Below are 18,361 nucleotides of genomic sequence, written 5' to 3'. Positions count from 1 at the left end.
CATGAAAAGTCGCTTTTGCGCTTGATACACGGGCGCAGTCAGCTACTTTTTTTATAGCATCAAGGCATCAATGAACGCCGACTGCCGCGTTGTTTGAAACCCGTCTCCGGGCCTTGGCCCAATGGTTCCATACCCGCCAGCCCAGCAGCAGGGCCACGATGGCGGCGTACACAAACACTTCATTGAAGTTGTTTTTACCGGCGCGCATCCAGAAGAAATGCAAAAGTCCCAGGCCGGCAATCAGATAGACCAGCTTGTGCAGCAACTGCCAGCGCTTCGCACCCATGGCCTTGATGGCGGCGTTGAACGAAGTCGCCGCCAGCGGCGTGAGCAGCACAAAGGCAGAAAACCCGACCAGGATGAAGGGCCGCTTGGCGATGTCCCTGGCAATATCGGCAACGTCAAAACCCATGTCGAACCAGCTGTAGCTGAGCAGGTGAAGCACGACATAAAAATAGGCGAACAGGCCCAGCATGCGGCGAAAGCGGGCCAGCGCCGGTGTGCGGGTGATGACGCGCAAGGGCGTTACGGCCAGCACGATGCAGACAAAGCGCAGCGTCCAGTCACCCGTGGCGCGGACCAGGGCCTCGGCCGGATTGGCCCCGAGCTGGTCGCTCCATGCCGCGTAGAAAAGCCACGCGAACGGCAACAGGCACACCATGAAGATCAGCGGTTTTGCCGCCGGGTGCAGCAACCATTTTTGCCGCCCCGCCATCCAGGCAGCCATCAGAAATTCTTCTTGAGGTCCATGCCCGCATACAGCTGGCCAACCTGCGCTTCATAGCCGTTGAACATCAGCGTCTTGCGCTTCTTGGCGAACAAGCCGTCTTCGCCAATGCGCCGCTCGGTGGCCTGGCTCCAGCGCGGATGGTCCACCAGCGGGTTCACGTTCGAATAAAAGCCGTACTCCTGGGCGGCTGCCTTGTTCCAGGCGGTGCGCGGCTCCTTGTCGGTGAAGCGGATCTTGACGATGCTCTTGCCGCTTTTGAAACCGTATTTCCAGGGCACGACCATGCGCACCGGCGCGCCGTTCTGATTGGGCAGCACTTCGCCGTACATGCCAAAGGTCAGCAGCGCCAGCGGATGCATCGCCTCGTCAAGGCGCAAGGCCTCGACGTAAGGCCACTCCAGCACGCGGGAACCGACAAACGGCATGGTCTTTGGGTCGGCCAGCGTGATGAACTCGACGTATTTGGCGCTGCCCAGCGGCTCGACCTTTTTGATCAGCTCGGACAGCGAATAACCGACCCAGGGAATCACCATCGACCAGCCCTCGACACAGCGCAGGCGATAGATGCGTTCTTCCTGCGGACTGAGCTTGAGCAGCTCTTCAAGCGTGAAGTTTTTTGGATTCTTGACCAGCCCTTCGACCGCAACCGACCAGGGCTTGACCGGCAGCGTCGCGGCATTCCTGGCCGGGTCGGCCTTGTCGGTGCCGAACTCGTAGAAGTTGTTGTAGCTTGTCGCGTCTTTGTAATCGGTGACTTTTTCCATCGTCACCGCGCCGGCAACGGCCGATTTAGCGCCCGCCAAGACCGCCAGCTTGCCGGGCTTCGGTACGGCCTGAGCCAGTGCGTCGCGGCCCGCCCAGCTGGCCAGTGCCGCGCCGGCCGTTCCCGTGGCCATGAGCTTGATCAGGTCACGCCGGCTCTGGTAAATGCCCTGCGGCGTGATTTCGCTGGGAACCGCATGGTTGAATCCGTGGGCGTTGGTCTTGATGAGCATGATGAATGTCCTTGAAGTACTGGATGTACATTGGTCGTGGTACGCAGCGAGTTCTTACAAGGATTCAGTTTTTTGCTACAAGGTTCCGTAACTGTGCAGGCCCGACAGAAACATGTTGACGCCCAGGAAGGCAAAGGTGGTAACCAGCAGGCCCACCAGCGCCCACCAGGCGGCCACGGTGCCGCGCAAGCCCTTCATGAGGCGCATGTGCAGCCAGGCAGCGTAGTTGAGCCAGACAATCAGCGCCCAGGTTTCCTTCGGGTCCCAGCTCCAGTAGCCGCCCCAGGCCTCGGCCGCCCAGAGCGCGCCCAGCACGGTCGCAATCGTGAAAAAGGCAAAACCGACGGCAATCGCCTTGTACATCACGTCGTCCAGCACTTCCAGGCTCGGCAGGCGCGCGGCAATGTGCTTGCGGCCCAGCAAGATGCCGCCTGCAATCAGGCCGGCCACCAGCAGGTAACCGATCCAGTAATGGCTGCCGCCTGCCTCCAGCGGCGACTTGCGGAAAACAATCGGCACGAAGCACAGCACCACGCCCAGCAGCCACAGGGGCGTGAGCCTGTACCAGCGGGTTTCATGGGCCTGCTGCTTGACGTGGTAGGACAGCGCCACCATGGCCGCCAGTGCAAACATGCCGTAGCCGATGAAATTGGCCGGCACATGCAGCTTCATCCACCAGCTTTTCAGCGCCGGCACCAGTGGCTGGATTTCGTGGGCTTCACGCACCACGGTGTACCAGAGCAAAAACCCGACCGCGCCGCTGACCACCAGCATGACGAACGCGCCCAGCGCGCGGGTCTTGTATTCGGCTTCAAAGTAAAGGTAAAACGCCGCCGTCATCCAGCAAAACAGCACGAACACCTCGTACAGGTTGCTGACCGGGATATGCCCGATGTCGGCGCCGATCAGGTAGCTTTCATACCAGCGCACCAGCGTGCCGATCAGCGCCATGCCAACGCCTACCCAGGCGATTTTGGAACCCAGCGACTCCAGCGTTGCGCTGTGGCTGGAGCCGGTGCTGGTCGGCGTGTTGCCGGCGAACATGCCCAGCCAGTAAAAAATCGTGCTCATGAAAAACAGCACGCTCATCCACAAAATGGCCGACTGGCTGGACAGGAAATACTTGAGCCAGAACACCTGCTCGGCCCGCGCCAGGTCGCCCTGGTAGGACGCGATGCCCAACAGCGCGAAACCGGCGACGACCGCCATGAGCAGGCGCAGGGGCCGCCAGAACCAGCCCATGGCAATGGTGGCCGGAATGGCCGCGAACAAAATGCCTTTTTCATAGACATCCATGTAAGCGCTGTAGCGGGCAAAGGCATACAGCAAGCCGCCCGCCACCAGCGCGGCAAACACCCAGTCGAGCGCATTGCGGCGGGCAAAGTAACCTTCGTTCAGGCTGAGCGTGCTGTTGCCGCGCCCGGCCGAAAGAGTGGTCGTGGTGTTGATGCTCGTCGTGGTATTCATAGGGGGGCCTGCAGCAGTTTTGTCTTCAACATCTCGAATTCCTTGTCGCCATCCATGGTTTTTCGGTTGGTGGACAAGGCCATGGTGGCCTGGCTTTTTCCGGCGGATTCTGACACTGAATGCACGGCATCGCCACTGCCCGTGGAATCATCATTGCTGCCTTCAGGGGTGTGCTTTTGCGGTGCCAGCCACACCCAGAGCCGGCGCTCGCGGATGTAGAGCATGCCAAAGACACCGAGGATCAGGAAAGCACAACCCAGATAGACAATCTTCTTGCCGGGGGCTCTCGCCACCTGGAAGACGCTGGCCTGGACCTGCTTGAAATCCTTGAGTTCAAAGACCATGGGCGCCGGATAGTGGGGTGCGTCCGACAGGCTCAGCACCATCTGCGACATGAAGGCCTGGGTTTTCTCGTCCTGCGGCAAGGGCTTGAGGCCGGCTTGCTCGCGCGTCATTGCGGTCAGCTCAAACAGCACGCCATTCAGGATGCGAACCAGCACTTCACCGGCACGGCTGCGCTCCGCCTCGGGCACGTTGGCCTCCATGAAGTCGGAAATGGCCTGCAATCCGGCCACCGGTTTCACCTTGGCGGCTGAAGCGCCGGCAACGGGAACAGCTTCCGCTCCGGCAAACAAAGCCAGCGCACGCGATGCCGACTCGCTCAGCTGCCGCGCCAGTTCAGGGCGGTCCGTGCCCACGGCCAGACGGGCGTAACGCTTGACGGCCAGCTCGCGCTGCGCCGGATCGGCCAGCGCGGCACGCAGGCGCACAAAAGTCGCCGTGCTGCTTTCCGGATCGGCCGGAATGCGCAGGTACTGAAAAGCATCCACTGGGTTTTCACGCACGCCCATCAGGAACATGGCCGGGTTGTCGGCGCTGTCGTCCATCTTGACGGGCAGCATGTAGTTCTGGAATTCGCGCGCCTGGCCGGCGGCATCGCGCAGCTTGTAGCTGATGCTGGGGCCGACATTGCGCAGTTGTTTCTGGGTCACGGTCTTGTTGGCCGCGCCGAGCCGCGTTTCAATCGCCTGGTGCAGATCCACCTTGCGCACATCCGCGCCGGAACCCGAAACACCTCCGTTGCTGCCCGCAAAATTCTCCACATTGATCAAGCGCAGCGCGGTGTATTCAAGCGTGAGCTGCTCGGCGCCAGGCCCCTGGCCATTGGTCAGCGCGCTGATGCCGCCAATCGTTCCCTGAATCTCGAAGGCCTTGCTGGCAGCGGACATCGGGATCGCCTTGAGCGTGACGCTGGAGCCGCCGTCGTCAAAGCTGGACTGGTAAATCTCGACGCCCTTGTAGTTCGCCGGATGGTTGACCTCGACCCGCGCCGGCGTTTTCTCGCCGCTGGCCTTGTCATGGATGATGATGTCGCTGGCAAACAGCTTGGGCATGCCGGTGGAGTAGTACTCGACGCTGAATTTCTTCAGTTCCACCGCAAAAGGCAGCTCCTGCAGCAGCACGCCGCCGGGCTGGTTCAAGATCGCGGTGCTCGATTGCGTGCCTTCGGAGACCAGGAGATTGGCGCGAAAGGTGGGGTTGCGCTCGCTTAAGCGGTGCGCTGCGGGCACATCGGCGATCAGTCCGCCGCCGGTATAGGTCGATTTGCCATTGAGCAGCATCTGCGCCCGCACAATCATGTCGCCGTCCAGCAGGCCGCCGATGCAGATCAGCACGATGGCGCTGTGCGCGGCGATATAGCCGAGCTTGTTGACCGCGCCCTTCTTGGCGGCCACCATCCAGCCGGCATTTCGTTGCTGGAGCTTGACCTTCCAGCCGCTTTGCACCAGGGTCTGGCCGATACGCCGTGCGGCCGCTTCAGGCGACTCGGCCAGGGCGGCCTGCGCGCGGTGGCCAAAGGCCTTGAGGCTTTGCTCGCGCACGTCTTCCTTGAGCTGGCTGAAGTCGGCGAGGATCTTGGGCGTGTTGCGCGCAATGCACAGGGAGGTAGAGACGACCAGGAAAGCCAGGATCAGCAGGAACCACCAGGCGCTGTACACGGTGTTGAGGCTGGCCAGACTGAACACCTGCGCCCAGAACGGCCCGAACTGGTTGACGTAGTTGCTAAGTGGCTCCTGCTGCTTGAGCACCGTACCAATGATTGACGCAATGCAGATGACGGTCAGCAGCGAAATCGAAAATCGCATCGACGACAGCAACTCCACGCACGCGCGCAGGGTGCGCGAGCCCCAGTTGACTTTCATACCTTCGGTGGAAACGGTCATAGGTGAAATTGAGAACCCGAGGGCTTTTGTGTGATGTGAAAGAAGACGGTAACAACAAAAAGGCGGGCTTTCTTCAGAAAGACCCGCCTTGATATGACTGATTATTGCGGCTTCGGTTCAATGCCAGCGAAAGTTTCTTGACGGGCAGCGTCAAAAAGTTTCCCTTGATTCAAGGAAAAACCCGCAGGTTCAACGGCTCAGCGCAGGCCGGCGATGTAGTCGGCAACCGCGCGGATTTCCTTGTCATTGAGCTTGGCGGCGACCTGGGTCATCTGAAGGCTGTTGGCGCGCACGCCATCGCGGAAAGCAGTCAGCTGCGCAGCGGCGTATTCGGAATGCTGGCCGCTCAGGCGCGGGTATTGCGAAGGAATGCCTGCGCCAGTAGGGCTGTGGCAACCGGCGCAAGCTGGAACCTGGCGGTCTGCAATACCGCCGCGGTAAATGCGTTCACCCAGGGTGACGGTTTCCTTGTCCTTGGCAAAACCGGGTTTTGCTTTTTTGGACGTCGCCCAGTAAGCGACATTTTTCATGTCGTCATCGGACAGCGTGGCGGCAAAGCCCTGCATGACGGCGTTCTTGCGCTTGCCGGACTTGAATTCCTGCAACTGCTTGACCAGGTATTCGGGGTGCTGCTGCGACAGCTTGGGATAGGCGGGGGTTCCGGAATTGCCGTCGGCGCCGTGGCAGGCTGCGCATACTGCCGTGAATGTGGCTTCTCCCTTGACCAGGTCAGGCTTGGCCGCCATGGCCGGCGCTGCGGCGGGTGCGGCATGCGTCTGTGCGGCGTCTGCAGGTGCGGCTTCACCCGCAGCAAATGAAGACATGACGGGCAAGGCCAGCAAGGCGGCCAGTAGGGAAGTAGCTAACAGCTTCATATCGGGGCTTTTAATTGGTTGGCGCACAGAACTTGGTAATCCGGGATTTTACAATGGCTTGACGCCAGGCCCTATTATCGGGATTTGGAAAATGGCCCTGCATGCCCTGCCCGCCGGGGTGTGCTGTTTTCAATCCATTATTTTTCCTTGCCTGCCTTGCAATGGCAGCGCAGCCTCCGACCTTCAGGGATCGCCCCACCATGACTTCTCCAGACGCTTCAGCTTCCTTGCCTCCTTCCACCGCCGCAACCGCGCCCGATCCGAAAATCGCCATGGGCTGGCTGCACACCGCCAAATTCCTGACGACCGCGCCCGAACTCAAGCACCTGCCGCGCATCGAGGTTCCCGAAATTGCCTTTGTGGGCCGCTCCAACGCCGGCAAATCCACCTGCATCAACACCCTGACGCAGCAGCACCGGCTGGCCTTTGCCTCCAAGACGCCGGGCCGCACCCAGAGCATCAACCTGTTCTCGCTGGGCAAGCAGGGCGTGACCGATGCCGTGCTGGCCGACTTGCCGGGCTACGGCTATGCGGCCGTGCCCAAGGAAGCCAAGTACCGCTGGCAACAGGTGATGGGCAACTACCTGCAGACGCGCGACAACCTCAAGGCCATCGTCCTGCTGTGCGACCCGCGCCTGGGACTGACGGAGCTGGACGAAGTGCTGCTCGACGTGATCCGGCCGCGTGTCGAGGCCGGGCTGAAGTTCCTGGTGCTACTGACCAAGTCCGACAAGCTCAACAAGACCGATGCGGCCAAGGCGCTGCAGATCGTCAAGCTGCAGGCTGGCGGCGGCGACGTCAAGCTCTTTTCTTCGCTCAAGCGCCAGGGCGTTGAAGAAGTGGCCCAGCATTTGTGGGACTGGGCGCACCCGAAGGAAAAGCCGGTCAAGGCGCCCAAAGTGCTTCCTGAAGCTGAAGCTGAAGCTGAAGCTGAAGCTGACACTGACGCATCGCCACCACAGACGCCTGAACAGCCCTGAACGGCCGGCGGATGCTGAAAAAAGCAAAATTTAAGCAAAAAATGGCTGTAGCGCACAGCCCATAAGCACAGATAGCTATTAAAAATATAGCATCAAGACTGCGTAACCAGGCTCAATACAGCGAAGCCTCGCCCTCGGGCCGGGTCTTGAAGCGCTTGTGGACCCAGTAATACTGCGCCGGCATGGTGGCGATGTAGTCCTGCAGCCGGGCGTTCATGCGCGCCGTGTCGGCCACCGGGTCGCTGCCGGGAAAGTCGGTCCAGGCGGGCAGCACCTGCACCTCGTAGCCGTCAGCTGTCAGGCGCGGCAGCAAGGGCACGACCTTGGCCCGGCCCAGTCGCGCAAATCGGGACAGCGACGGCACGGTGGCGGCCTGGACACCGTAAAACGGCACGAACACCGATTCGTCCGGGCCAAAATCCATATCGGGCAGCAAGTACAGCGGCTGGCCTTCACGCAGTGCCGCCACGATGGGCTTGACGCCCTCGATGCGTCCGAACAGGCGCAGGTGGCCAAAGCGCTGACGGCCCTGCAATATCCATTGATCGACGAGCTTGTTCGACTGGTCGGTGTAAATCGTGGTCGAGGGCCGGGGCATCGCCAGCGCCATGCCGGCCCAGGCTGCATCCAGGCCGACAAAATGCGGCAGGAAAATCACCGTCGGCGCCGTGCCGGCCAACTCCTCGACCGCGCCGGTCAGCCGGACACGCTTCTGTACGCATTCCCTGGGCGCATGCCACAGCCAGGAGCGGTCCAGCCAGGCTTGCGAGAAATAGACAAAGGTCTGCAGGGCGAGCTTGTGCCGCGCCGCCTTTGAAAGCTCGGGAAAGCACACCGAGAAATTGGCATGCACCACGCGCCGGCGCCCGCCGATCAAGCCATACAGCACCCAGCCCAGCGCCGTTCCCAGGGCGCGCACCACGGGCAGCGGCAGGTGGGCCAGCCCTTTCATGAAGGCAATGCCGCCTAGGGTGGTGACGCGGCCGGCCCATTGGCCAAAGTTTTTCAAGCGGCTTCCTTGCGCGGTGTCTTGTAGCGGGCGTAGCCCCACAGATACTGACCCGGCTGGCTGAGCACGATGGCTTCAATCGCCTGGTTGATCCGGGTGACAGCCTGCAGCATGTCGGCCTTTTCGCGGGTTTGCAGACCCTCCACCGCCGGCCAGATCTTCAGGAAATAACCCCGGCCCCGGGGCAGGCGCTCGCAGCTGACCGGCAGCAGCGCCGCGCCGCTTTGCAAGGCCAGCCGGGCCGCCAGCGTCATGGTGTAGGCGGGCCGGCCAAAAAACGGCGCCCAGATTCCCAGGCCTTCGGGCGGCACCTGGTCGGTCAGCATGGCCACCGCCTGGTTGGCCTTGAGGGCTTGGTGCATCAGCCGGATGCCGCTGAGGCTGGCGGGTACCACGGTGAGGTTTTGGCGGTCACGGGCGAAGCTTTCGAGCCGGGCCAGCCAGGCCTTGCGGGCGGGACGGTAAATGGCGGTAAGCGGCCCGTAAAGCTCGGCCAGCGCCTGCGGCCCCAGCTCGAAACTGCCGCAGTGCGGACCGAAAAAAATCACGCCCTTACCCTGCGCAAAAGCCTGCTCGGCATGGGCCTGGCCCTGCACCCGGACGTTTTCCAGGCACGATTGGGAGCGTGGCCGCATCCACAGCCGGGGCAGCTCGCCGACGAAACGCCCGGCCTCGGCAATCGCCGGCCGGGCCGCTTCAAACGGCAGGCCCGCCTGCGCCACATTGGCCCGAAAGTGCGCCCGGTAACGCGCGCTGGCCAGCCAGACCAGCCAGCCCAGCCCGGCACCCAGCGCATGCAGCACAGCCAGCGGCCAGTGGGAGAAAAAACGGAATAACCAGAGCATGGAAAGGGTGCTAAAGGGCTAATGAAGCAAAAACGATGGCGTCCTATAATTGCGCCTGTCGCCGAGTTACTGAACAACTTGCAGGGCGACATTAAACCAAACTGCTAAAGCGTTCGCCAAAGCACTTCCTGCTGGCAACGCGCCAACAAAACTTCATGGAGTGTACGCAATGGCGAACGATTTTCTCTTTACTTCCGAATCCGTCTCCGAGGGCCATCCCGACAAGGTGGCCGACCAGATTTCCGACGCCATCCTGGATGCCGTCTTCAAGCAAGACCCGCACGCCCGCGTCGCCGCCGAAACGCTGACCAACACCGGCCTGGTCGTGCTGGCCGGCGAAATCACCGCCCTCCCCGAAGTCAACGTCGATTACATCCAGATTGCGCGCGACACCCTCAAGCGCATCGGCTACGACAACACCGAATACGGCATCGACTACAAGGGCTGCGCGGTCATGGTCTGCTACGACAAGCAGAGCAAGGACATCGCCCAGGGCGTTGACCATGCGAGCGACGACCACCTCAACACGGGCGCCGGCGACCAGGGCCTGATGTTCGGCTATGCCTGCGACGAAACGCCCGAACTGATGCCCGCGCCGATTTACTACGCGCACCGCCTGGTCGAGCGCCAGGCTCAGCTGCGCAAGGACGGCCGCCTGCCATTTTTGCGTCCCGACGCCAAGAGCCAGGTGACGATGCGCTACGTCGATGGCAAGCCGCACAGCATCGACACCGTGGTGCTGTCCACCCAGCACAGCCCGGACCAGAGCGAAACGCCGCACAAGATGAAGGCCTCGTTCATCGAAGCCGTGATTGAAGAGATCATCAAGCCGGTGCTGCCCAAAGAGTGGCTGCAGAACACCCGCTATCTGATCAACCCGACCGGCCGCTTTGTGATTGGCGGCCCGCAAGGCGATTGCGGCCTGACCGGGCGCAAGATCATTGTCGATACCTACGGCGGCGCCTGCCCGCACGGCGGCGGCGCCTTCAGTGGCAAGGATCCGAGCAAGGTGGACCGTTCAGCGGCCTACGCGGCGCGTTACGTGGCCAAGAACATCGTTGCCGCCGGCCTGGCCCGGCAATGCCAGATCCAGGTGGCCTATGCCATCGGCGTCGCCAAGCCGATGAACGTGACGGTCTATACCGAAGGCACCGGCGTGATTCCGGACGAGAAACTGTCGGCGCTGGTGCAGGAACACTTTGACCTGCGCCCCAACGGCATCATCCAGATGCTCGACCTGCTGCGTCCGATTTACGAAAAGACTGCGGCTTACGGCCACTTTGGCCGTGACGAGCCGGAATTCACCTGGGAAAAGACCGACAAGGCCGCCCTGCTGCGGGCGGCAGCTGGCTTCTGAAGTCGTGAGCAGGGCCGCCCGGCTCTGACTTCAGCGCAGACGGCGTCTTTGTCATGCTGGCCTCCTGGTCATGATCAACGGGTCAACACAGTGGCTGCGGCGCAGTAATCAAGTTGCACGAAGTCGGGCGCATAGTCCAGATGCACGCCTTCCGCATCAGCGAGCGCCTGAACATCGGCCCATTGCAGGAGGCGATAGGTCGGCATCCGGCTTCCCATTGATGCAAGCTCAGCCATGCCGCCTGGCTCTATCGCGATTTTCAATCGGGTGTCGCCCGCCTCGCCCGCAGCGCTGACCACCACGCTGGCCGCTTCCTCGACCGAGTCGGTCAGGGCGATCAGGCTGGCGGTGAAAACGCTGCGCAGAATGCCTTTGGGCAACTCGGCCGACACCTCGGCGGTCTGGTTGACGACGCAGAACCCGCGAAAGGAGAGTTCGGTGGACATCAGCCCCAGGGACTCTTCAACCGCGCCGTTCAGCGCCACCACATCGTTGTCCCTGGGACCCAGCCAGGCCATCAGGTTCTGGGAAGTGGCCACGGCTTCGCGGGACAGGGTGGTCAGGGCCTGCGTGTTCTTGCCAAGCTGCGCCATATCGGGCGCAGCTGACTTGATCCGCCGTTCCAGCATGGCCGACATCATGCCGATGGGCTGCAGCGAACCGGCCAGGTTATGGCGGATGGCCGGCAGCAGCCGGCGCATGAGTGCATAGCGGGCCGCTTCGGCGAGGCGCTCTTTCAAAAAATGACTATCGCTGGACATAAGGGCAGGTTTTTTAAAGAAAGGAAATTTCAATTATTCTCCGATGGAAGCACAGCGCCTGTAGGGGCATCGCCATTGAGCATGTCGCGAATCTTCGCGGCCATCTCGTCCATCGAAAAAAAGCTTGGGAAATCATTTCCAGGCCAAGCGGCAGGCCCGGATCACAACCGGACCGATCAATTAAACCGGCGGGTCTTGAAAACAGACTTGAATGCCCCTATCATTAGCACTCGATGAGGTGGAGTGCTAACAGCATGCAGCATGTTCACGCCACTCTGTTGACAGGCATTCGCTTTTCAGCGGGTGCTTCCGATTTCCCCCAAACCATTGTTATTTTTATAAAACAAGGAGCTTTTCATGAATCTTCGTCCTTTGCATGACCGCGTGATTGTTAAACGCGTGGAAAACGAAACCAAAACCGCTTCCGGCATCGTGATTCCTGACAGCGCCGCTGAAAAGCCTGATCAAGGCGAAGTTCTGGCTGTCGGTCCAGGCAAGAAGAATGACAAGGGCGAACTCGGCGCCATGGCTGTCAAGGTCGGCGACCGCGTGCTGTTCGGCAAGTACAGCGGCCAGACGGTCAAGGTTGACGGCGACGAGTTGCTGGTCATGAAAGAAGAAGACCTGTTTGCAGTGGTCGAGAAGTAATTTCTCGTCATCTTCAATCTTGCTACTTATTTAATAGCTGTCCATGCATATGTGATATGCGCAAACATGCTATTTCATTCATAAATTTTAAGGAATCCGCATCATGGCTGCAAAAGACGTAATTTTCGGCGGCGAAGCCCGCGCACGCATGGTCGAGGGTGTGAACATCCTGGCCAACGCCGTCAAGGTCACCCTGGGCCCCAAAGGCCGTAACGTGGTGCTGGAGCGCTCTTTCGGCGCCCCGACCGTGACCAAGGACGGCGTGTCCGTCGCCAAGGAAATCGAACTCAAGGACAAGCTGCAGAACATGGGCGCGCAGATGGTCAAGGAAGTCGCTTCCAAGACCTCTGACATCGCAGGCGACGGCACCACCACGGCTACCGTGCTGGCTCAAGCCATCGTTCACGAAGGCATGAAGTACGTGGCCGCCGGCATGAACCCGATGGACCTGAAGCGCGGCATCGACAAGGCAGTGCATGCCCTGGTCGAAGAACTGAAGAAAGCTTCCAAAGCCACCACCACCTCCAAGGAAATCGCTCAAGTCGGCTCCATTTCGGCCAACTCTGACGAAACCATCGGCAAGATCATTGCCGATGCGATGGACAAGGTCGGCAAGGAAGGCGTGATCACCGTTGAAGACGGCAAGTCGCTCGAATCCGAACTCGACGTGGTCGAAGGCATGCAGTTTGACCGCGGCTACCTGTCGCCTTACTTCATCAACAACCCTGAAAAGCAGTCCGCACTGCTGGACAACCCGTTCGTCCTGCTCTACGACAAGAAGATCAGCAACATCCGTGACCTGCTTCCTACCCTGGAACAAGTCGCCAAGGCTGGCCGTCCGCTGTTGATCATTGCCGAAGAAGTCGAAGGCGAAGCCCTGGCTACGCTGGTCGTGAACACCCTGCGCGGTATCCTGAAAGTGGTTGCCGTCAAGGCACCGGGCTTCGGCGACCGCCGCAAGGCCATGCTCGAAGACATCGCCGTCCTGACCGGCGGCAAGGTCATCGCTGAAGAAGTCGGCATGTCGCTCGAAAAAGTGACGCTGGCCGACCTCGGCCAGGCCAAGCGCATCGAAGTGGGCAAGGAAAACACCATCATCATCGACGGTTCCGGCGAAGCTGCTGACATCGAAGCGCGCGTCAAGCAAGTGCGCGTGCAGATCGAAGAAGCGACCAGCGACTACGACCGTGAAAAACTGCAAGAGCGCGTGGCCAAGCTGGCCGGCGGTGTTGCCGTGATCAAGGTTGGCGCTGCCACCGAAGTCGAAATGAAGGAAAAGAAAGCCCGCGTTGAAGATGCACTGCACGCGACCCGCGCTGCCGTCGAAGAAGGCATCGTGGCTGGCGGCGGCGTGGCTCTGCTGCGTGCCAAGCAGACCGCAGGCGTCATCAAGGGTGACAACGCTGACCAGGACGCCGGCATCAAGCTGGTCCTGCGCGCCATCGAAGCCCCACTGCGCGAAATCGTTTACAACGCAGGCGGCGAAGCCTCTGTGGTGGTGAACGCCGTGCTGGCCGGAACCGGCAACTACGGCTTCAACGCCGCCAACGACACCTACGGCGACATGATCGAAATGGGTATCCTGGACCCCACGAAAGTGACCCGCACGGCTCTGCAAAACGCCGCTTCCGTCGCATCCCTGATGCTGACGACCGAATGCATGGTCTGCGAGTCCGCTAAAGACGACGCACCTGCCGGCGGCATGGGCGGCGGCATGGGTGGCATGGGCGGCATGGGCGACATGGGGATGTAATCAAAATCGTGGGGACGGATGCCGGGCTTCCCGAGAAGCCCGGAGGCAAACCCCACATTTTTGCGGCCTGACGCAAAAAAAGGGCCACGGTGCGAAAGCACCGTGGCCCTTTTTCATGGCTTTGCGAAAACTGAAAACTCAGGCCGGGCTGGAGCCGTAGCTGCTGACGTCGTCCTCCGTGGGCTGGACCCACCAGTAAACCAGCACCAGGAATCCGATCCCCGAGATCATGAGGAGTTGCCACCAGCCGCTCTTGCCGATGTCGTGAAGCCGGCGCGCACCCACCGCCAGCGCTGGCAGCAGCAAGCCCAGGCTGATCAAGCCGCCCAGCTTCTCGCTGACCGTGTTGGCAGCAATCGAAACCAGAACCTGGAACAGAAAAAACCACCAGAATTCCGAACGCGATGCGCGCCCCGAAAATGTTGCATAGTTGCGCAGGCAGCTGGAAATGGCTTGGCCAAAATTCATGATTTCCTCCTCTGGGTTGGTTAAGGGAATCAAGGGATTACCCTTGATTCATCATAAACCGATGCGGTGACCGCAAGCCTTCCAAAACCGCCCCCGTCAGCGCAGGCGCTGCAGCAATCCGGCCGTCGAGCCGTCAAGCCCCGAAATATCGCCGCTTTGCAGGCGCGGCTCAATGTCCCTGGCCAGCACCTTGCCCAGTTCCACGCCCCACTGGTCAAAACTGTTGATACCCCAGATCGCGCCGCTGACAAACACGCGGTGCTCCTGCAGCGCAATCAGGGCGCCCAGGCTGGCGGGCGTGAGTTGCTCCAGCAGCAAAAAGGTGCTTGGCCGGTTGCCCGGAAAATCCTGGTGGCCGCCGGCGTCTTTTTTGCCGCGCATCAGCGCCTGCGCCTGGGCGAGCACGTTGGCCAGCAACTTGTCGTGGTGTCCCGGCAACCCATGCGCGGCCCGCTTGACCGCCACGAACTCGACCGGAACGACAGCCGTTCCCTGGTGCAGCATCTGGAAATAAGCATGCTGGCCGTTGGTGCCAGGCTCGCCCCAGAGCACAGGCGAGGTGTCGAAAGGCAAAGGCTGGCCGTCCTTGTCCACGCGCTTGCCGTTGCTTTCCATTTCCAGCTGCTGCAAATACGCCGGCCAGCGGCGCAGCGCGCTGCTGTACGGGGCGATGCTGCGGCTGGAAAAGCCGTGAAAGTTGCGGTACCAGACGTCGAGCAGGCCCAGGCGAACCGGCAGGTTGTCTTCGAGCGCCGCAGTACGAAAATGCTCGTCCATCGCATGCGCACCCGCCAGGAATTCGCGAAAGCCCGCGGCTCCAATCGCGATGGCCAGGGGCAATCCAATCGCCGACCACAGCGAATAGCGCCCGCCCACCCAGTCCCAGAAACCGAAGGTGGTGGTGATGCCAAACTCGTTCGCCGCCGCCACGTTGGTCGTCAGCGCCGCGAAATGCCGGGCGATGTCCTGCCCGCCCCGCGCTTCGAACCATGCCTTCGCCGAACGGGCGTTGGTCATGGTTTCGGTGGTGGTGAAGGTCTTGGACGCCACCAGGAACAGCGTGTTCTCAGGCTTCACAAGGCCAAGAACGCCGGCCAGCTCATCGCCGTCAATGTTCGAGACGAAGTGAAGCCGCTTGCCCGCCGTGGCGAATTCATTCAGCGCCAGCACCGCCATCTGCGGCCCCAGGTCCGAGCCGCCAATGCCGATGTTGACGATGTCGGTGATCGCCGCGTCCGCGCGCACCTGCTCCGCATAGGCCAGCATGGCGTTCAGGGTCACTTCAACTTCCGCCTGTGCATCTGCTATTTTATTGATAGCTGCTTGTGCAGGTGTGTATTGCGCAGAAGGCGGATTTCGCAATAAAAAGTGCATCACGGCGCGCTGCTCGGTGCTGTTGATCAGCTCGCCAGCGAACATCGCGTCACGCTGCTGCTCCAGCCCGCATTGCCGCGCCAGCGCCAGCAGCAGCGCCTGGCTGTCGGCGTCGATCAGGTTCTTGGAGAGGTCGGCAAACACATGCGGTGCATCCTGGCTGAAAGCCTCGAAGCGCCGGGCGTCCCGCGCGAACGCTTCGCGCACATCGAAGTGCCTGCCGCTGGCGTTGAAGTGGGTGTTAAGCGCAGCCCATGCGGGCGTCTGGTCGCAACGTAATTTTTTCATGAAAATCTCCTTTGTTTTTTAGTTATGCCGCCAGAAGCAGCTGTTCGAGCTTGACGGCGTCAGCGGCAAAAGCGCGAATGCCTTCGGCCAGCTTTTCGGTCGCCATGGCGTCTTCATTGAGGGCGTAACGAAAGCCGGTTTCGTCAAAACTCTTCGCCGGCAAATCAAGCGCTGCCGCGCTGTCGGCATCGAGTGCGCGCGCCAGGGGCGCATCGCTGGCGGCCAGCTGGGCCAGCAGCTCGGGGCTGATGGTCAGCAGGTCGCAACCGGCCAGCGCCGTGATCTGGCCGATGTTGCGAAAACTCGCGCCCATGACTTCGGTCGCGATGCCGAAGTGCTTGTAGTGGTTGTAGATTTCGCGCACCGATTTCACGCCGGGGTCATTGGCATCCGCATTCGCGGCTTCGTTCCACCCGCTGCCGGCCGACTTTTTGTACCAGTCGTAAATCCGGCCCACGAACGGGGAAATCAGCTGAACCCTGGCTTGCCCGCAAGCCACCGCCTGGCAGAACGAAAACAGCAGCGTCAGGTTGGTATGGATGCCGCGCTGCTCCAGTTCCCTGGCCGCCTCGATACCTTCCCAGGTGGCCGCCACCTTGATCAGCACCCGGTCGATGTGAATGCCTTCGGCCTGGTAAAGCTCGATCAGGCGTTCGCCGCGCGTCACCGTGGCGCTGGTGTCAAAGCTCAGGCGGGCATCGACTTCGGTCGATACGCGGCCCGGAATAATCGACAGGATTTCGCAGCCAAAGCGCACCAGCAGCCGGTCCATGACTTCATCGAGCGCCCGGCCCTTGAAGCGGCCGACCGTGTCCCGCATCAGCGGCGCGTAATCGGCTTTTTGCACCGCCTTGAGGATCAGCGAAGGATTGGTCGTCGCATCTTGCGGCTTGAACTGGGCCAGCTGCCGGAAGTCGCCGGTATCAGCCACCACGGTCGTGAATTGTTTCAGGGCGTCGAGTTGTGTCATGGGCTTGAAGCGCCAGGCAAGGCGCAAAGTGGTTCAAGGGCCGGATGAAGCCTGCGGTGTCAACACAGGGCCAAGAGAAAAATCACCGGTTGGAGTTACCATTATGCCCATAGAATATGAAACTTTATTACCTAACCAAGTTCTCACCATGAGTTTTGACCTCATCCTTTTTGGCGGCACCGGCGATCTGGCATGGCGCAAAATCATGCCCGCCCTGTTTCAGGCATTCCGCCACGGCTCCCTGCCGGCCGATGGCCGCATCATCGGCGTGGCCCGCGACGATCTGTCGCACGAGCAGTACCGCACGCTCATCAAGTCGCGCTTTGACAACGTCGAACTGGCCAAGCGGCCGAGCGAGGAAGAGTTCTCGCGCTTTGCCCGGATGCTCGACTACCTGCGCATGGACCTGTCCGACCCGGCCGACTATGCGAGTCTGGCGGACAAGCTGCAGCAGCGCCCCGCCGATGTGGTGGTGATGTATGTGGCGACGGCGCCCGGCCTGTTCACCACGGTCTGCGAACAGATTGCGGCCGCTGGCCTGAACGGCCCGCAAACCCGCGTGGTGCTGGAAAAGCCCCTGGGACATGACCTGGCGTCCAACCGCGCCATCAACCAGACGGTTCGCAGCGTCCTGACGGAGCAGCAGATCTTCCGCATCGACCACTACCTGGGCAAGCCTTCGGTGCAAAACCTGTTTGCCCTGCGCTTTGGCAACTCGCTGTTCGAGCCGCTGTGGCGGCGCGAGTACATCGCCAACATCCAGATCACCATTTCCGAGGAACTGGGCGTGGAAAAGCGCGGCGCTTTCTACGAAAACACCGGCGCGCTGCGCGACATGGTGCAAAACCATGCGCTGCAATTGCTGTGCGCAGTGGGCATGGAGCCGCCCATCAATTCGCATGCCGACGCCATTCGCGACGAAAAGCTCAAGGTCTTGCGCTCGCTCAAGCCCTGGACGCCGGAAACCCTGAACCAGCACGTCATTCGCGGCCAATATGCGGCCGGCACCATAGATGGCGAGGCCGTTCCCGGCTACCGCAATGAGCCGGGCGTGAACCCGGACAGCCACACCGAAACCTTCGTCGCCCTGCGCACCGAGATTGCCAACTGGCGCTGGGCCGGCGTGCCGTTCTACATCCGCACCGGCAAGCGGCTGGCCGGCCGCGACGCGCACATCGAGGTGAACTTTCGCCCCACGCCGCACGCGATTTTCAACTCGCAGCAGGACTGCAACGCCGGCAACCGGCTGGTGATCGACTTGCAGCCCCGGGACGGACTGGAGCTGCACCTGCTGGCGCAAGGCGCCAACCAGCGCCATCGCCGCGGCACCCCGACGCTGGAGCCGGTGCAGCTTGACCTTGATTTCGACAAGCGTTTCGGCACCGAGCGCGTCGGCGCCTACGAGCGCCTGCTGCTCGATGTGATTGACGGCCGGCTCAACCTGTTTGTGCGCAGCGACGAGCAGGAGGAAGCCTGGCGCTGGGTGGAGCCGATCCTGGACCGCTGGAGCCACGACCCGACCGGACCGCGTCCCTACGCCGCAGGCACCTGGGGACCGAGCGCTTCCAGCGCCATGATTGCCAAGGACGGCTATTGCTGGAGCGAAGAAAGCTAGC

The 18,361-nt window shown here is 61.4% G+C and carries 16 protein-coding genes; 5 read left to right on the top strand and 11 right to left on the bottom strand.

The features are described from left to right. Positions 1-67: 67 nt before the first annotated feature. The 5 genes from PNAP_RS03310 to PNAP_RS03290 all read right to left on the bottom strand — a co-directional run bounded on the left by PNAP_RS03310 (position 68) and on the right by PNAP_RS03290 (position 6,292). Positions 68-727 (bottom strand): protein-methionine-sulfoxide reductase heme-binding subunit MsrQ, encoded by a 660-nt coding sequence (locus tag PNAP_RS03310; protein WP_011800082.1) that lies wholly within the window; start codon positions 725-727, stop codon positions 68-70. Further along, positions 727-1,725, bottom strand: a complete 999-nt coding sequence (gene msrP / locus PNAP_RS03305; protein WP_011800081.1) for a protein-methionine-sulfoxide reductase catalytic subunit MsrP — start codon at positions 1,723-1,725, stop codon at positions 727-729. Before msrP ends, PNAP_RS03310 begins: the two co-directional genes overlap by 1 nt. A 75-nt stretch (positions 1,726-1,800) precedes the next feature. Next, entirely contained in the window at positions 1,801-3,192 is a 1,392-nt protein-coding gene (gene ccsB, locus PNAP_RS03300) for a c-type cytochrome biogenesis protein CcsB (RefSeq protein ID WP_011800080.1), read from the bottom strand. Beyond that, positions 3,189-5,417 (bottom strand): cytochrome c biogenesis protein ResB, encoded by a 2,229-nt coding sequence (locus tag PNAP_RS03295; RefSeq protein ID WP_011800079.1) that lies wholly within the window; start codon positions 5,415-5,417, stop codon positions 3,189-3,191. The genes ccsB and PNAP_RS03295 overlap by 4 nt, the downstream gene beginning before the upstream one ends. A gap of 197 nt (positions 5,418-5,614) precedes the next feature. Continuing rightward, entirely contained in the window at positions 5,615-6,292 is a 678-nt protein-coding gene (locus tag PNAP_RS03290) for a c-type cytochrome (RefSeq protein ID WP_011800078.1), read from the bottom strand. Positions 6,293-6,492: 200 nt separating this feature from the next. On the opposite strand from PNAP_RS03290, the gene yihA reads away from it, so the two are divergent. Next, a complete protein-coding gene (yihA, locus tag PNAP_RS03285) occupies positions 6,493-7,272 on the top strand; it encodes a ribosome biogenesis GTP-binding protein YihA/YsxC (RefSeq protein WP_011800077.1) in 780 nt (259 codons plus the stop codon). Between the two features lie 112 nt (positions 7,273-7,384). Here yihA and PNAP_RS03280 read toward each other — a convergent pair whose 3' ends face one another. Further along, on the bottom strand, positions 7,385-8,281 hold the full coding sequence (locus PNAP_RS03280) for an LpxL/LpxP family acyltransferase (protein WP_011800076.1): 897 nt from the start codon (positions 8,279-8,281) through the stop codon (positions 7,385-7,387). Next, entirely contained in the window at positions 8,278-9,126 is an 849-nt protein-coding gene (locus tag PNAP_RS03275; RefSeq protein ID WP_011800075.1) for a lysophospholipid acyltransferase family protein, read from the bottom strand. Before PNAP_RS03275 ends, PNAP_RS03280 begins: the two co-directional genes overlap by 4 nt. 169 nt (positions 9,127-9,295) lie before the next feature. Here PNAP_RS03275 and metK point away from each other — a divergent pair, with 169 nt between their 5' ends. Beyond that, positions 9,296-10,483, top strand: coding sequence for a methionine adenosyltransferase (gene metK / locus PNAP_RS03270; protein ID WP_011800074.1), 1,188 nt, complete (start codon positions 9,296-9,298; stop codon positions 10,481-10,483). Between the two features lie 74 nt (positions 10,484-10,557). On the opposite strand, the gene PNAP_RS03265 is transcribed toward metK, so the two are convergent. Next, the gene (locus PNAP_RS03265) at positions 10,558-11,223 is read right to left on the bottom strand and encodes a hypothetical protein (RefSeq protein WP_157040204.1); all 666 of its coding nucleotides are present in this window, start codon (positions 11,221-11,223) and stop codon (positions 10,558-10,560) included. Positions 11,224-11,601: 378 nt separating this feature from the next. Here PNAP_RS03265 and groES point away from each other — a divergent pair, with 378 nt between their 5' ends. Beyond that, entirely contained in the window at positions 11,602-11,892 is a 291-nt protein-coding gene (groES, locus tag PNAP_RS03260) for a co-chaperone GroES (RefSeq protein ID WP_011800072.1), read from the top strand. A gap of 103 nt (positions 11,893-11,995) precedes the next feature. Then, positions 11,996-13,645: a chaperonin GroEL gene (gene groL, locus PNAP_RS03255; protein ID WP_011800071.1), complete on the top strand. Its 1,650-nt coding sequence runs from the start codon at positions 11,996-11,998 to the stop codon at positions 13,643-13,645. A 138-nt stretch (positions 13,646-13,783) separates the two neighbouring features. On the opposite strand, the gene PNAP_RS03250 is transcribed toward groL, so the two are convergent. The 3 genes from PNAP_RS03250 to tal all read right to left on the bottom strand — a co-directional run bounded on the left by PNAP_RS03250 (position 13,784) and on the right by tal (position 16,745). Continuing rightward, a complete protein-coding gene (locus PNAP_RS03250) occupies positions 13,784-14,113 on the bottom strand; it encodes a DUF805 domain-containing protein (RefSeq protein ID WP_011800070.1) in 330 nt (109 codons plus the stop codon). Positions 14,114-14,209: 96 nt separating this feature from the next. After that, complete coding sequence (gene pgi / locus PNAP_RS03245; protein WP_011800069.1) at positions 14,210-15,775, bottom strand: glucose-6-phosphate isomerase; 1,566 nt, start codon at positions 15,773-15,775, stop codon at positions 14,210-14,212. Positions 15,776-15,797: 22 nt separating this feature from the next. Further along, positions 15,798-16,745 carry a transaldolase gene (gene tal / locus PNAP_RS03240; protein ID WP_011800068.1) on the bottom strand — a complete coding sequence of 316 codons (948 nt, stop codon included), beginning with the start codon at positions 16,743-16,745 and terminating at the stop codon, positions 15,798-15,800. 148 nt (positions 16,746-16,893) lie between these two features. Between tal and zwf the strand changes: the two genes are divergently transcribed. Beyond that, positions 16,894-18,360 (top strand): glucose-6-phosphate dehydrogenase, encoded by a 1,467-nt coding sequence (zwf, locus tag PNAP_RS03235; RefSeq protein ID WP_041376494.1) that lies wholly within the window; start codon positions 16,894-16,896, stop codon positions 18,358-18,360. Position 18,361: the final 1 nt, after the last annotated feature.

The organism is Polaromonas naphthalenivorans CJ2, from assembly GCF_000015505.1.
In the GTDB taxonomy this organism is placed as follows: Bacteria; Pseudomonadota; Gammaproteobacteria; order Burkholderiales; family Burkholderiaceae_C; genus Polaromonas; species Polaromonas naphthalenivorans.
Note: the sequence above shows the minus strand (reverse complement) of the source record. Positions and strands in the feature narration are given on the sequence as shown.

Coding starts and splice junctions, on each gene's coding strand:
- PNAP_RS03310 (WP_011800082.1), bottom strand. CDS start 727: ATGGCTGCCTGGATGGCGGGGCGGCAAAAATGGTTGCTGCACCCGGCG.
- msrP (WP_011800081.1), bottom strand. CDS start 1,725: ATGCTCATCAAGACCAACGCCCACGGATTCAACCATGCGGTTCCCAGC.
- ccsB (WP_011800080.1), bottom strand. CDS start 3,192: ATGAATACCACGACGAGCATCAACACCACGACCACTCTTTCGGCCGGG.
- PNAP_RS03295 (WP_011800079.1), bottom strand. CDS start 5,417: ATGACCGTTTCCACCGAAGGTATGAAAGTCAACTGGGGCTCGCGCACC.
- PNAP_RS03290 (WP_011800078.1), bottom strand. CDS start 6,292: ATGAAGCTGTTAGCTACTTCCCTACTGGCCGCCTTGCTGGCCTTGCCC.
- yihA (WP_011800077.1), top strand. CDS start 6,493: ATGACTTCTCCAGACGCTTCAGCTTCCTTGCCTCCTTCCACCGCCGCA.
- PNAP_RS03275 (WP_011800075.1), bottom strand. CDS start 9,126: ATGCTCTGGTTATTCCGTTTTTTCTCCCACTGGCCGCTGGCTGTGCTG.
- metK (WP_011800074.1), top strand. CDS start 9,296: ATGGCGAACGATTTTCTCTTTACTTCCGAATCCGTCTCCGAGGGCCAT.
- groES (WP_011800072.1), top strand. CDS start 11,602: ATGAATCTTCGTCCTTTGCATGACCGCGTGATTGTTAAACGCGTGGAA.
- groL (WP_011800071.1), top strand. CDS start 11,996: ATGGCTGCAAAAGACGTAATTTTCGGCGGCGAAGCCCGCGCACGCATG.
- PNAP_RS03250 (WP_011800070.1), bottom strand. CDS start 14,113: ATGAATTTTGGCCAAGCCATTTCCAGCTGCCTGCGCAACTATGCAACA.
- pgi (WP_011800069.1), bottom strand. CDS start 15,775: ATGAAAAAATTACGTTGCGACCAGACGCCCGCATGGGCTGCGCTTAAC.
- tal (WP_011800068.1), bottom strand. CDS start 16,745: ATGACACAACTCGACGCCCTGAAACAATTCACGACCGTGGTGGCTGAT.
- zwf (WP_041376494.1), top strand. CDS start 16,894: ATGAGTTTTGACCTCATCCTTTTTGGCGGCACCGGCGATCTGGCATGG.